Source organism: Arthrobacter sp. 1088, assembly GCF_031455315.1.
GTDB lineage: Bacteria > Actinomycetota > Actinomycetes > Actinomycetales > Micrococcaceae > Arthrobacter.
Genome location: NZ_JAVDSM010000006.1, coordinates 1 through 12684, shown reverse-complemented (window position 1 = coordinate 12684; position 12684 = coordinate 1). Strand labels below are relative to the sequence as shown.

Genomic DNA, 12684 nt, shown 5'->3' with positions numbered 1-12684 from the left:
AGCCGTCTAGGCGGACTTTTCCACATAGGATCAAACCCTCCTGTCCCAGGATCACAGGGTCTGGCCAAGCTTGGTTCATGACTAAGACAGCCCTCGGGGAGCTCCCTCCCGGCATGAATCTGTGGCGGACGAGCGAGCTCAATGCGGCGGGATTCAATGCCCGCGCCATAGCCACCCTCGTGCGAGGGGGTGTGCTGGTACGGCTCCGCCGAGGTTGCTACATCCGCGGGAGCACCTGGACCGCGCAGAAGCCTTGGGTGCGAAGCCGACAACTGATCGCAGCACACGCTCATGGGACGCTCACGACGTCGGGTGGCGGCTTGGTCTACAGCCATACCTCCGCGGCGCGGCTCCACCGGCTGCTCCTCTGGGACGTAGATGACCGGATACATGTCACCCAGGAGAAGACGCCGTCGCCTATCTCGCATGGCCGCGACGTAGTGGCCCATTCCAGGATTCTCACCAAGGACGATGTGGTTCTTGTGGACGGTCTGCCGTGCACATCCCTGGAGCAGACGGTTGTGGACTGCTGCATGTTGTTCAACGTCCGGCAAGCGCTCATTTTGATGGACCACGCACTCCGCCGTGGCGCGGACGTGGGCAAGCTGAAGGTTATGTGTGCAGGCCTGGCGGGGCGGAACGGTGTCCTTTCGTTGCGGACGGCGCTGGCGAACGCAGATCCGAAGTCGGAGTCGCCCGGTGAAACCCTGACCCGCGAACTTCTTTTGCGGCTCGGGATTGGTCTACCCGAGCTGCAAGTGGAGGTTCAAACGTCCGAGGGGCGTCATCGCCTCGATTTTGCGTGGCGCAGTAAGAAAGTTGCCCTTGAGTTCGACGGGCGAATGAAGTACTTCGACTATGCGCCCACTGACGAGGTCATTTTTCAGGAACGATTACGTGAGAAGGCCCTAATGGAGCTCGGTTGGACCTTCGTTCGCATCCAATGGCGGGATCTCTTCCAAGAACAGGACTTCAAGATTCGGGTGCTTCGGGCTCTCCATGCAGCCGGATAGACGGGTTGCTGCGCATTAGACGACTCCTCCCGTCTAATGCGCAGCGAACCATCGAAGCGGCCGACCCAGGCGGCCCGGCCGGCCCGGAAGAGCAAGCCTACCCCGCCACCAGCTTCCGCGCCGCCGCAGAGTGCTCAGCGATGAGCCCGGCAACGTCCAAGTCGGGAATTGCACCATCCACCACGCGCCAGTGGCCACCCACCATCACCCGGTCCGCACGGTCCGCCCCGCACAGCAACAACGCGGCGACGGGGTCGTGGCTTCCGGAAAACCTCAACGAGTCAAGCTTGAACAGGGCAAGGTCGGCTTGAAGGCCAGGAGCCAACTGCCCGATGTCGGAGCGGCCCAGGACGGCAGCGGACCCGCGTGTTGCCCAGCCAAGGGCCCTCTCCACAGGGACCGAAGCCCCGTATCGGAGCCGCTGCAAATACAGCGCTTGGCGGGCTTCGAGGATCATGTTGGAAGCATCGTTCGACGCCGATCCGTCCACACCCAGCCCCACGGGCACGCCCGCCGCCTCGAGTTCCAGAACGCGGGCGGTACCGGATGCGAGCCTCATGTTGGAGGTTGGGCAGTGCGCGACGGCGGTGCCGGCGGCTCCCAGCCTGGCGATCTCGTCGTCGTTGAAGTGGATGCCGTGTCCAAGCCAGGTGCGGGATCCCAACCAGCCAACTGATTCCAGATAATCCACGGTCCGCAGCCCAAACATGGAGCGGCAGAAGTCTTCCTCGTCGATGGTCTCGGCAAGGTGCGTGTGCAGCCGGACATCGTAGCGCTCGGCCATGGCTGCGCTCTCAGCCATGATTTCTTTGGTCACCGAGAAGGGAGAGCAGGGGGCAAGGGCTATCTGAACAGAAGCTCCATCGCCGGTCTCGTGGTACTCACGAATCAGCCGTTCGCTGTCCGCAAGGATCGTCCCGGGTGACTGGACCGTCGTCCGGGGCGGGAGCCCGCCGTCGTCCTCTCCCAACGTCATGGATCCGCGGGTCAGTGTTGCCCGCATCCCCATGGACCGGACCGCCGCGACCTCGATATCAATGGCATCTTCCATGCCGTCGGGGAAGAGGTAGTGGTGGTCGGCGGCGGTGGTGCAACCGGACAACAAAAGCTCGGCGAGGGCAACCTGCACGGCGAGCTCCAGGCTGCGCGGGGTCAGCCGTGCCCACACCGGGTACAGGTTTTGCAACCAGGGGAACAGCGGCGCGTTGGCCACCGGACCCCACGCGCGGGTCAGCGTTTGGTAGAAGTGGTGGTGGGTGTTGATGAGCCCGGGCAGAACCACGTGGGCAGAGGCATCAAAGACAGAACAAGGCAACGAAGGCTGCCCGCCCGTAGGTACGAGCTCCACGATCTTCCCGTCGGAAACAACCAGGCCGCCGCCGGCGTCGAGGTCGTTTGCGGTGAAGATACCCAGCGGGTTCTTGATCCAAAGTGGGGTCATGTCAGGTTCCTTGTCTGGTCGGCGTTTACGCGTTCCAGCTCAGTTAGGCCCTGTCTGCTGATCCAGGAGCCGGAAGCCAACGAGTGCGTCCGGTGCGAAAAGCGTAAGATGCACGACGGCGGCCGTCAACGTGCGCAGGAGTCCCCCGGTCACATACGGCTGATAATAGAAATCTCGTATGACGAAATTAAATTTTCAAAAATCTATGGCGCGGCTCACAAACCTGGTGCTACGCTCTAACTGCCAAAGGCGGGCACCCGGACTTCGGGAAGCTATCTACCAGGCGCAACTTAACCTTCATCGCACATGCTGAAGCCTGGTAACCAAGCTAACTGGAGCTCCGTTCCGTAGCGCCCCCAACAGGTCACCTGGCTTCCTCAGCACTAAGGAAGTCGCAACATGAGTACAACCGTCACGGCCGAGCAATTCCTGGCCACATCCATTGAGCTGGCAACAGCCAATGTCCTCAACAGTGGTGGCCCCTTCGGCGCCGTCATTGTTACCGCGGATGGACAAGCCTTCCAGGGCGTCAACCGCGTCACCGCCACGAACGATCCCACCGCACACGCAGAAGTCACGGCCATCCGTAACGCCTGCCGCGAACTGGGGACCTTCGACCTGAGCGGAGCAACCCTCTACACCAGCTGCGAGCCATGCCCCATGTGCCTGGCCTCCGCACTGTGGGCACGCGTTGACCGCGTGTTCTTTGCCGCGGACCGTCACGATGCCGCATCCGTCGGCTTCGATGATGCCGTGTTCTACGAGTACTTCGAGAACGACAACCGGGACGCGCTGATGCCGGTAGCCAAGCTGGAACTGGGCGACCCCCAGGCTCCGGCGGCCCTCCAGCCGTTCACCACATGGAACACGCTTGATTCCAGGATCGACTACTAGGGCCCGGTGGCTGACATGACAATCCTGGATCCCGCAGAAATGCAGACCGCAGCCGAAAAGCAGGCTGCGCTCCTCCCCAACGGAGGCAAAAGCGCAGAGCCCACAGCGGCAAACGCAAAGCACACGGCAACCGGCAACAGCAAGCCGCCGGTGTCGAACTCCTTCCTGGATAAGTTTTTCCAGATCTCCGAGCGTGGTTCCACGTTGGCCCGTGAATTCCGCGGCGGCTTGGTCACGTTCTTCACCATGGCGTACATCGTCATCCTCAACCCGCTCATCCTGGGTGGCTTCTCGGCGGACAACGCACCGGTGGATGTGGCCGGCGGCTGGCTCTCGGCAGCACAGGTGGGCGCAGTGACCGGCCTGACAGCCGGTGTCATGACCATCGTCTTCGGACTGGTCGCCAACCTTCCTTTCGGCCTCGCAGCAGGCCTGGGTATCAATTCCTTCCTCGCCGTGGCTGTCATCCAGGAAGTCACATGGCCAGAAGCCATGGGCCTGGTGGTCATCAACGGCATCCTGATCGTCCTTTTCGGTGCCACCGGTGCGCGGACGGCGATCTTCAAGGCAGTCCCGAAGGAACTCAAAGCCGCCATCACCGTTGGCATCGGTCTGTTCATCGCCTTTATCGGCTTCGTCGACTCCGGCTTTGTCCGCCCCACCAAGGGCGGCCCCCCGGTCCAGCTCGGCACGGATGGTTCCATCACCTCCATCCCAACCCTCGTCTTCATCATCGGATTGCTGGTCATGGGTATCCTCGTGGCACGTAAGATCCAAGGCGGCCTGTTGATCGGCATCGTCGCCACAACAGTCCTCGCCGCTGTAGCCGAGGCCGTGTTCCACATTGGTCCCGGCACCGCGGACAACCCCGGCGGCTGGCACCTCAACGTGCCGATCCTGTCCAGCCAGTTGATGTCCGTCCCGGACCTCAGCCTGGTAGGCCAGTTCGATCTCTTCGGTTCGTTCGCCAGGATCGGCGGACTGGCTGCGACCATGCTGGTCTTCACCTTGGTGTTCACCAACTTCTTCGACGCCATGGGCACCATGACGGGCCTGGCCAAGAGCGCAGGCGTGGCACACAAGGACGGAACGTTCCCCAAATTGAAGTCCGCCTTCATCGTTGAAGGCATGGGTGCAGTGGTGGGCGGCGCAACGTCCGGCTCATCAAACACCGTGTACATCGACTCGGCTGCGGGCATCGGCGAAGGCGCGCGGACCGGCCTTGCCTCGGTGGTCACCGGCTTGCTGTTCCTTGGTTCGATGTTCTTCACCCCGCTTACTTCGGTTGTCCCGTTGGAAGTGGCTGCCGCAGCGCTCGTGGTGGTGGGCGCGATGATGATGGCCCAGATCCGCGAGATCAAGTTCACCAAGTTCGCCATCGCGTTGCCGGCGTTCCTCACCATAGTGACCATGCCGCTGACCTACTCCATTGCCAACGGCATCGGCGTCGGGTTCATCTCCTTCGCGGTGATCAGCGCGGCATCGGGCAAGGCCAAGAAGGTCCATCCGCTCATGTGGGTGGTCACGGCGGGCTTCATCATCTACTTCGCCCGTGGCCCGATCAACGCCTTGATGGGCGTCTAACCCCGGAGCCACCCCCGCGCCGGCGGGTCCACACCCGGCACTTCGAACGGCGGTCCGTCCGCACCCCCCGCACGAATAGGCGTCCGTCGTCGTGGTCCTTTGGGAACAGGCACGACGGCGGGCGGCGGCCCTGTTGATTCAGGAACGGGTGTTGATGCTCCGTCAGGGAACGGGGGCAGGGAGATGAAGCCCTTGCCCCCGTTCCTATGAACTCTTATTCAATAACCGCGACTACCCCTCAACACCTTCTGGAAATGAGATTATGAGGGCAAGATCGCGCACTTCACCGGCCGGGCCACCTGGCCGGGACACCTGGAAAAAGGACGTGTTGCCATGCTGGATCTGATGCCTTCCCTGGGCAGCTGGCGGCCTGCGGTCTCTGGCCAACGATGCGCTGTGGCCACGATTGTAGGGACTGGCGGCTCAGTGCCGCGCCCCATGGGTACTTCCATGATGGTCTCCGAACATGGAGAAATCCTGGGCAGCCTGTCCGGCGGTTGCGTAGAAGGGGCGGTCGTTGAGGCAGCCTTGGAAGCAATGCGCGACGGCGGCCCACGCCTTGAATCTTATGGCTACAGTGCCGAGGACGCGTTCGCCGCAGGACTCACCTGTGGAGGGGAGCTGGAAGTCCATATCCAGCCGCTGGGTAGCGATTCCGGCGAAATGGCCCTGTTCGATATTGCTGTCTCAAACGAACCTACTGCCCTCGCGCTCATCCGCAGGCTCGGCGGCGGAGGGGGCGTTGTCGTCGTTGATGATCCCGTGCGCTTCCGCGCCATGGAATCAATGCAACTCGCCCGGTTGGTGGGCGATCATCCTGCCACCTTGATGGCTGCGGCCGCTCAGGTGGAGCCTCTGCTCCAAGGCGGACGCACGGGGTTGGTCCGGCTGGCAGCGCCCGAGGGCTGCATCGATGGCTGGGTGACCACTGAGAGGTTGGCATTGCCCCCACAAGAAGCAACCCAGCCCGAACCGATCACCTTGTTCGTGGAAAGCCGGTTGCCGGCAGCGCGGATGCTCATTTTCGGTGCCAACGACTTCGGAGCTGCATTGCTTCCCGCGGGACAGATGCTTGGTTACAACGTCACCCTGTGTGATGCCCGCCCTGCGTTTGCCCAGCAGACCCGTTTCGCGGGAGCGGACCAAGTAGTCACCGACTGGCCTCACCGCTATCTGGAAGCCGAAGCAGCGGCCGGGCAGGTCGACGCCCGGACCGTGGTGTGCGTGCTGACCCACGATCCAAAATTCGACATCCCTTTGCTTGAAACAGCGCTTCGCTTGAACCTGGCTTACGTCGGCGCAATGGGCTCGAGGCGCAGCCACCGGCAACGGATTGACGCCCTGCTCGAAGCGGGCACGCCTGCCGAAGCGCTCGAACGCCTGCATTCCCCGATCGGATTGAACCTTGGTGCAGTGACACCAGCCGAAGTCGCCGTCTCCATCACGGCAGAAATCATCGCCGAGCGGGGAACCCCCAGCCATACAGCCACGGGCTTCCCCTCGCTCAAGGACAGCACCGGCCCGATTCACCCAGCACCTCAACACCTCACTCAGGAGGACCCATGGACATGAACACCATCGAGGCCGTGGTCCCCACCACGGATCCTTCGCAATGGCGCGACGGCGATGCCTGGCTCGCCGGGGGCACTGTCCTTTTCTCCTATGGCAGCACCGTCCTCAAGCGGCTCCTTGACCTCGGCCAAGCAGATTGGCGAGCGATCACTGTCACAGACCAAGGCATCGAACTTGCCGCCACCTGCACCGTCGCTGAGCTTTACGCCCTGCCGGCATCCGCAGAAATAGCCAACCGTGAGTGGCCGGGGCTGGCCCTGATCCGTCCGTGCTGCGACTCTTTCGTGGCATCGTTCAAGATCTGGAACATGTCCACGGTAGGCGGCAACCTCTGCACGTCTTTGCCGGCTGGCCCCATGATTTCGTTGTGCGCCGGACTCGACGGCATTGCATCCATCCAGAGCCCGGATGGCAGCAGCCGCAGCGTGCCTGTCACTGATTTCGTCACCGGGGATATGCAGAATGTCCTGTTCCCGGGGGAGTTGCTCCGCAGCATCCAGCTTCCGGCCGCGGCACTCTCGGCCCGGGTCGCCTTCCGGCGTCTGTCGCTCAGCAATCTGGGACGCTCCGGCGTGCTGGTCATCGGACGCCTCGACGCCGACGGCGGCATGGTCATCACCGTCACCGCCTCGACGAAAAGGCCGGTACAACTACGGTTCCCCGCCGGGCAGGTTCCCGACACCGGGATGCTGGCTGACGCCGTCGGGGATTCCATTCCCTGGCCGCTGTACCACGATGACATCCATGGGCTTCCCGCATGGCGCCGCGATATGACGTTCAAACTGGCCGAGGAAATCCGGGCCGAGCTACTGGGCGAGTCGATGGTCGTGTCAGGCGATTTCTGGCCGCCGCACGCCACATCACCGCAACCATCCACGCAACCCGCAAACAACAACCCGCAGAAGGAGGCCTCCCATGGCAATTGAGATCAACGGCGCTGCCTCCCAGGCCACACCTCGCCCCGGCCAATGCCTGCGCACTTTCCTACGGGAGCAGGGAAACTTCGGCGTTAAGAAGGGCTGCGACGGCGGTGACTGCGGCGCTTGCACTGTGCACGTCGATGGCACCCCCGTGCACAGCTGCATCTATCCGGCTGTTCGCGCCGATGGCAAAGCGGTCACCACGATCGAGGGCCTCTCCACCGGCCAAAACCTTCACCCGGTGCAGGAACAGTTCCTTGAAGCGCAAGGTTTCCAATGCGGTTTCTGCACCGCTGGCATGGTCATGACGGCAGCCACTTTCGACGACGAGCAACGTGCCAACCTGCCCCGCAACCTCAAGGGCAATCTGTGCCGCTGCACCGGCTACCGTTCCATCGCTGACGCTGTGTGCGGTCATGGCGGCGGGCACGCGCACGACGCCGGAGCTGACGTTTCCGGGGCACAATCGCCTGGCGCTGGTCATCCTGCCGCTGTGGAAGCCACGCCCGGCCAGCTCGGGGACAATGTGCCAGCACCCGCCGGTCAAGCTGTGGTGACCGGAACTGCCCGGTACACCCTGGATGTCCCGGCCGAGCAGCTGCCTGGACTACTGCACCTCAAGCTTCTCCGTTCGCCGCATCCACATGCCCGGATCGTATCCATTGACAAGACCGCGGCACTGGCCGTTCCTGGCGTCGTCGCCGTGTTCACACACGAAGACGCGCCGGCGCAGTTGTTCTCCACTGCCCAGCACGAACACTTCACTGACGATCCCGATGACACCCGCGTGCTGGACAACGTAGTGAGGTTCATCGGGCAGCGCGTTGCCGCTGTCGTGGCGGAGTCCGTTGCTGCTGCCGAGGCCGGAACCCGTGCGCTTGTTGTGGAGTACGAGCTTCTGGAGCCGGTGTTTACGCCCCAAGAGGCAATTCTTCCCGGTGCCCCGGCAATCCATGGCGATAAGGACGGCGTTCTGTCCAGAATCTCGCGGCCACTGGAGAACGTGGTGGCCGAGGTCCATGCAGAGCTGGGCAGCGTGGACGATGGCTTCGCGGCAGCCGACTTCATCCATGAGCACACGTACAAGACGCAAAGGGTTCAGCACGTTGCGATGGAAACGCACGCGTCCATTGCCTGGCTGGATGAGGAAGGCAGACTGGTTGTCCGTTCCTCCACGCAGGTTCCGTTCCTTGTGAAGCGCACCTTGATGCGTTTGTTTAACCTGCCGGAGGAGACGGTCCGCGTGATGGCCGGTCGCGTCGGCGGAGGTTTTGGCGGGAAACAGGAGGTCCTCACAGAGGATCTTGTGGCCCTCGCGACACTGGCTTTGCGTAGGCCGGTCCAGGTGGAGTTCACCCGGACTGAGCAGTTCATGGCCGCCACCACAAGGCACCCCTTCACCATTAATCTCAAAGCTGGAGCCAGCCGGAACGGATACCTGACCGCCCTTCAATTGGACGTCATCACCGACACCGGCGCTTACGGAAATCATGCGCCCGGCGTGATGTTCCACGGTTGTGGCGAATCGCTGGCGGTATACAAGTGCGTGAACAAGAAAGTGGATGCGCAGGCCGTCTACACCAACACCGTTCCGGCCGGTGCCTTCCGGGGGTATGGGTTGAGCCAGATGATTTTCGCGATCGAGTCGGCAATTGACGAGCTGGCGATCGGAATCGGCATGGACCCCTTGGAGTTCCGGCTTAAGAACATGGTCCGGCCTGGCGATCACATGTTGTCCACCACGCCCGAGCCCGAGGAAGACGTCCACTACGGTAGTTACGGTCTGGACCAGTGCGTGGCCTTGGTCCGGGACGCCCTGGACCGTGGCAAGGAGCGTTACCGGGCCGCCGGACTCGACGACCTCGGTCCGGACTGGGTCATCGGCGAAGGTGCGGCCCTGTCCATGATCGATACCGTCCCGCCGCGCGGCCACTTCGCCCACACGAGGGTGAGCCTGGAAGCGGACGGAAGGTTCGCCGTCGACGTCGGTACTGCGGAGTTCGGAAACGGCACCACAACCGTTCATGCACAACTGGCTGCGACTGCGTTGGCAACGGCCGCCTCAAAAATTACCGTCCGGCAGTCCGATACGGACCTCGTGGAGCACGATACCGGCGCATTTGGTTCGGCGGGGACGGTGGTCGCCGGCAAGGCGACGCTCGGTGCGGCCCTTGAGCTCGCCACGAGGATCCAGACCGTGGCGGCTTCCTTGACGGGGTCTGCATTAGCGGATTGCCGTTTGGTGGACGGGGCTGTCGAGTGCGGTGATCGTGTTGTTCCGCTCACGGAAATTTTCGACGCCGCCCGTCTCCAAGGCGTTCGCCTCGCCACGGATGGCAACTGGGGAGGAACGCCGCGGTCAGTGGCCTTCAATGTCCACGGATTCCGGGTTGCCGTTAATACGGGAACGGGTGAGCTGCGGATCCTGCAGAGCGTGCAGGCCGCAGATGCCGGCGTTGTGGTGAACCCTCGTCAGTGCCGTGGGCAGATCGAAGGCGGCATCGCGCAGGCACTTGGTGCGGTGCTGTATGAGGAAGTGAAAGTGGACGACGCCGGACACGTCACCACCGATATCCTCCGGCAGTATCACATTCCCTCATTCGCGGACGTGCCGCGGAGCGAGGTCTATTTCGCAACAACCAACGACAGCACCGGGCCCCTCGGCGCCAAGTCCATGAGCGAGAGCCCGTTCAACCCCGTGGCACCCGCGCTGGCCAATGCGATCCGCAACGCCACCGGGGTCCGTTTCGGCGAACTGCCCATCGCCCGGGACAAAATCTACCTGGCCCTCCGTGACCGCACCCTGATCCCCAACTGAGTCGCATTTGTGCGCGTTTAGAGCCGTCTAAACGCGCACAAATGCTACCTACTTGGGCGAGAGGGTGAGCTCCATGAACACGCTGTTCGGGTCCAGAGTGTAGTCGGCGAAGGGCGGGCATTCGGTGAATCCATGCCTGGCATACAAGCGACGCGCGGGCGCAAAGTACTCTTCAGTTCCCGTTTCCAAGCTCACACGTTCGTATCCCCGCCGGCCGGCTTCGGCCACGATATGTTCGAGCATGCGGGTGGCCACTCCCCGCCCACGGGCAGCGGTGGTGGTGCGCATCGACTTGATCTCAGCATGCCCCGCGGCCAGTTCCTTCAGTGCCCCGCATCCCAGCAACAGGCCGTTTTCCCGGGCTGTCCAGAACGTGATCGTTTCATGCGACAAGGCCGAATGGTCCAACGCGTGCACGCTTTCTGCCGGCGACGTCGCAAACATATCCGCCAGATGCTCGCTGAGGAGCTGATGAACATCCGGGCGCGTGGGATCGTCAGGTGCAATCTGGATCATGGATTCAAATTTACCGGCTCTGGATGGGTCGGCCCTACGCTCAACTCCGCAGTCAGTCCTCCAGCAAGTGCAACTGGTCCTTCGTATCCAGGTCCTCTCCCGAGCAGAGATCGCTGCAATCCACCAGGTCCACCAGACCCGGATGCGCCTTGAGGAAGGATCGCGCCCCCGTGTCACCATTCGCCGCTTCCGCCGCTTGGGATCTGAGCCCGACGTCGATAATCACCGGGTGCCGACGCTTAAGGCGGCCTGACTCGTCAGGATAGGCTGCTGCCGTGACCCGACCAGGACGGTGGCTGCCCAGCAATCGGCTGACCGCCGTCGGGGTCAATCCGGGCTGGTCCACCAACGCCACCATGATGCTGTGTCCGGGTGAGGCGGCCTCGATTCCTGCGCGGAAAGAGCCCGCCATGCCTTTGGCCCAGTTCTTGTTCTCCACCACCGTGTACGTCCGTCGATCGGTGGTGCTTCGAACGCGGTCCGCCTCGGCCCCAACAACCACCACGACCTCCCGGCAGCCGCCGTCGAACAGGGTATCGGCGAGCACCTCAACCAGCGTTCGGCCGCGGTAGGGGAGCAGCGCCTTGGGTCCGCGGCCCAAGCGCGTACCGGCCCCCGCAGCAAGCAAGACGCCCGTAGTGGGCGCCACGCCGGATTCAGTCATATCCTCACGATACGCGCGGGCATCCGTGAGGTCTGTAGCTCCTTTGGGGCTTTCCACGACATCTACCAAAATCGGTTGCAAACTACTCCTCAGTAGGTCTGTTGGTAGGTTCCGACGGCCATTATTGTCTGTAGGGAATTGTTCAAATCGCTCTAATGCAATGATGCGTGGAGGAAAAGGGGAAGATGGCGGGCAGTTTCGAAATACTCAAGGCCGGGACGAACACGTTCAGGTTCCGACTCACAGCCGATGACGGCACAGTTGTGGCAGTGTCGCCACAGTTTCCCAATTTGAAGGCCGTCGTGGCGGGTATCAACGCGGTCCGCGAAAACGCGGCAACCGGATTCGTCGTAGACCGGAGGAACCTGGGCACCTGAGCCTCCCCCGCAGTACACCAAAAACACAGTTGGCGGCAGTGTTCTTCATGAACACTGCCGCCAACTGTCTTATTGCCTTGTCATGCGTCGGTTGTTAGGCATCGCCGCCCGCTCCGCCGGTGGTGCCGGCGTTCACATCGAGCAGTTTGTAACGGTCAATGGCGTACGACGGCGCACCCTCCTCGACTTCGCCCCTCGCCGCCAGCAACTGGAGGGTTTTGGCGACGATGGAGTGGGTGTCGTTTTTGAAGTAGCGGCGGGCGGCTTGGCGGGTGTCGGAGAAGCCGAAGCCGTCTGCTCCGAGGGAGGCGAAGTCGTTGGGGATGAATTGGCGGATTTGGTCGGGGACGGCTTTCATGTAGTCGGACACGGCGATGACGGGTCCGGTGGTGCCGGCGAGTTGTTCGGTGATGAACGGGGTGCGGGCGGGTTGGCCGGGGTTGAGGAAGGCGTGTTCTTCGGCGGCGAGTCCGTCGCGTCGGAGTTCGTTCCAGGACGTCACGGACCAGACTTCGGCGGCGACGCCCCAGTCCTGGGCGAGGATCCGGGCGGCTTCCAGGGCCCAGGGTACGGAGACGCCGGAGGCGAGGATGTTCGCGGTGGGCCGGTTGGTACCTGTGTTGGCGGCGCCATTGGTGTTTTCCGGGGCGGGGGCGAGGCGGTAGATGCCCTTGATCAGGCCGTTGATGTCCAGGTTTTCCGGTTCGGCGGGTTGGGTGATGGGTTCGTTGTAGACGGTGAGGTAGTACATCACGTTTTTGTCGGATGCGGTGCCGGTGCCGTCGTTGTCGGGGCCGTACATTTCTTCGAGGCCGTGGCGGATGATGTGGCCGATTTCGTAGCCGTAGGCGGGGTCGTAGGTTTTCACGGCGGGGTTGGTGGAGG

At 62.8% G+C, this 12684-nt stretch carries 11 protein-coding genes; 7 read left to right on the top strand and 4 right to left on the bottom strand.

The window, feature by feature from the left end; genetic code table 11:
• The first annotated feature begins 77 nt into the window (after positions 1-77).
• Positions 78-1013, top strand: a complete 936-nt coding sequence (locus J2Y41_RS10550; RefSeq protein ID WP_309928376.1) for a hypothetical protein — start codon at positions 78-80, stop codon at positions 1011-1013.
• A 97-nt stretch (positions 1014-1110) separates the two neighbouring features.
• Here the strand turns inward: J2Y41_RS10550 and J2Y41_RS10545 are convergent, their stop codons facing one another.
• Positions 1111-2454, bottom strand: a complete 1344-nt coding sequence (locus J2Y41_RS10545) for an 8-oxoguanine deaminase (protein WP_309928375.1) — start codon at positions 2452-2454, stop codon at positions 1111-1113.
• A 399-nt stretch (positions 2455-2853) separates the two neighbouring features.
• Between J2Y41_RS10545 and J2Y41_RS10540 the strand changes: the two genes are divergently transcribed.
• The 5 genes from J2Y41_RS10540 to J2Y41_RS10520 all read left to right on the top strand — a co-directional run bounded on the left by J2Y41_RS10540 (position 2854) and on the right by J2Y41_RS10520 (position 10242).
• Entirely contained in the window at positions 2854-3348 is a 495-nt protein-coding gene (locus tag J2Y41_RS10540; RefSeq protein WP_224088887.1) for a nucleoside deaminase, read from the top strand.
• A gap of 6 nt (positions 3349-3354) precedes the next feature.
• Positions 3355-4932, top strand: coding sequence for an NCS2 family permease (locus J2Y41_RS10535; protein ID WP_224088886.1), 1578 nt, complete (start codon positions 3355-3357; stop codon positions 4930-4932).
• 333 nt (positions 4933-5265) lie between these two features.
• Positions 5266-6504, top strand: coding sequence for an XdhC family protein (locus J2Y41_RS10530; RefSeq protein ID WP_224088885.1), 1239 nt, complete (start codon positions 5266-5268; stop codon positions 6502-6504).
• A complete protein-coding gene (locus tag J2Y41_RS10525; RefSeq protein ID WP_224088884.1) occupies positions 6495-7430 on the top strand; it encodes a xanthine dehydrogenase family protein subunit M in 936 nt (311 codons plus the stop codon). The genes J2Y41_RS10530 and J2Y41_RS10525 overlap by 10 nt, the downstream gene beginning before the upstream one ends.
• Entirely contained in the window at positions 7420-10242 is a 2823-nt protein-coding gene (locus tag J2Y41_RS10520) for a molybdopterin cofactor-binding domain-containing protein (RefSeq protein WP_309928374.1), read from the top strand. Before J2Y41_RS10525 ends, J2Y41_RS10520 begins: the two co-directional genes overlap by 11 nt.
• A gap of 48 nt (positions 10243-10290) precedes the next feature.
• Here the strand turns inward: J2Y41_RS10520 and J2Y41_RS10515 are convergent, their stop codons facing one another.
• Positions 10291-10758, bottom strand: a complete 468-nt coding sequence (locus tag J2Y41_RS10515) for a GNAT family N-acetyltransferase (RefSeq protein WP_309928373.1) — start codon at positions 10756-10758, stop codon at positions 10291-10293.
• A 52-nt stretch (positions 10759-10810) separates the two neighbouring features.
• Positions 10811-11422: a nicotine blue oxidoreductase gene (nboR, locus tag J2Y41_RS10510; protein WP_309928372.1), complete on the bottom strand. Its 612-nt coding sequence runs from the start codon at positions 11420-11422 to the stop codon at positions 10811-10813.
• Between the two features lie 185 nt (positions 11423-11607).
• Between nboR and J2Y41_RS10505 the strand changes: the two genes are divergently transcribed.
• Entirely contained in the window at positions 11608-11799 is a 192-nt protein-coding gene (locus J2Y41_RS10505; protein ID WP_223934473.1) for a DUF1508 domain-containing protein, read from the top strand.
• 94 nt (positions 11800-11893) lie between these two features.
• Here the strand turns inward: J2Y41_RS10505 and J2Y41_RS10500 are convergent.
• On the bottom strand, positions 11894-12684 hold a 791-nt coding region (locus J2Y41_RS10500; protein WP_396133514.1), incomplete at its 5' end, for a transketolase-like TK C-terminal-containing protein.

Coding starts and splice junctions, on each gene's coding strand:
- J2Y41_RS10515 (WP_309928373.1), bottom strand. CDS start 10,758: ATGATCCAGATTGCACCTGACGATCCCACGCGCCCGGATGTTCATCAG.
- J2Y41_RS10505 (WP_223934473.1), top strand. CDS start 11,608: ATGGCGGGCAGTTTCGAAATACTCAAGGCCGGGACGAACACGTTCAGG.
- J2Y41_RS10540 (WP_224088887.1), top strand. CDS start 2,854: ATGAGTACAACCGTCACGGCCGAGCAATTCCTGGCCACATCCATTGAG.
- nboR (WP_309928372.1), bottom strand. CDS start 11,422: ATGACTGAATCCGGCGTGGCGCCCACTACGGGCGTCTTGCTTGCTGCG.
- J2Y41_RS10550 (WP_309928376.1), top strand. CDS start 78: ATGACTAAGACAGCCCTCGGGGAGCTCCCTCCCGGCATGAATCTGTGG.
- J2Y41_RS10525 (WP_224088884.1), top strand. CDS start 6,495: ATGGACATGAACACCATCGAGGCCGTGGTCCCCACCACGGATCCTTCG.
- J2Y41_RS10545 (WP_309928375.1), bottom strand. CDS start 2,454: ATGACCCCACTTTGGATCAAGAACCCGCTGGGTATCTTCACCGCAAAC.
- J2Y41_RS10520 (WP_309928374.1), top strand. CDS start 7,420: ATGGCAATTGAGATCAACGGCGCTGCCTCCCAGGCCACACCTCGCCCC.
- J2Y41_RS10530 (WP_224088885.1), top strand. CDS start 5,266: ATGCTGGATCTGATGCCTTCCCTGGGCAGCTGGCGGCCTGCGGTCTCT.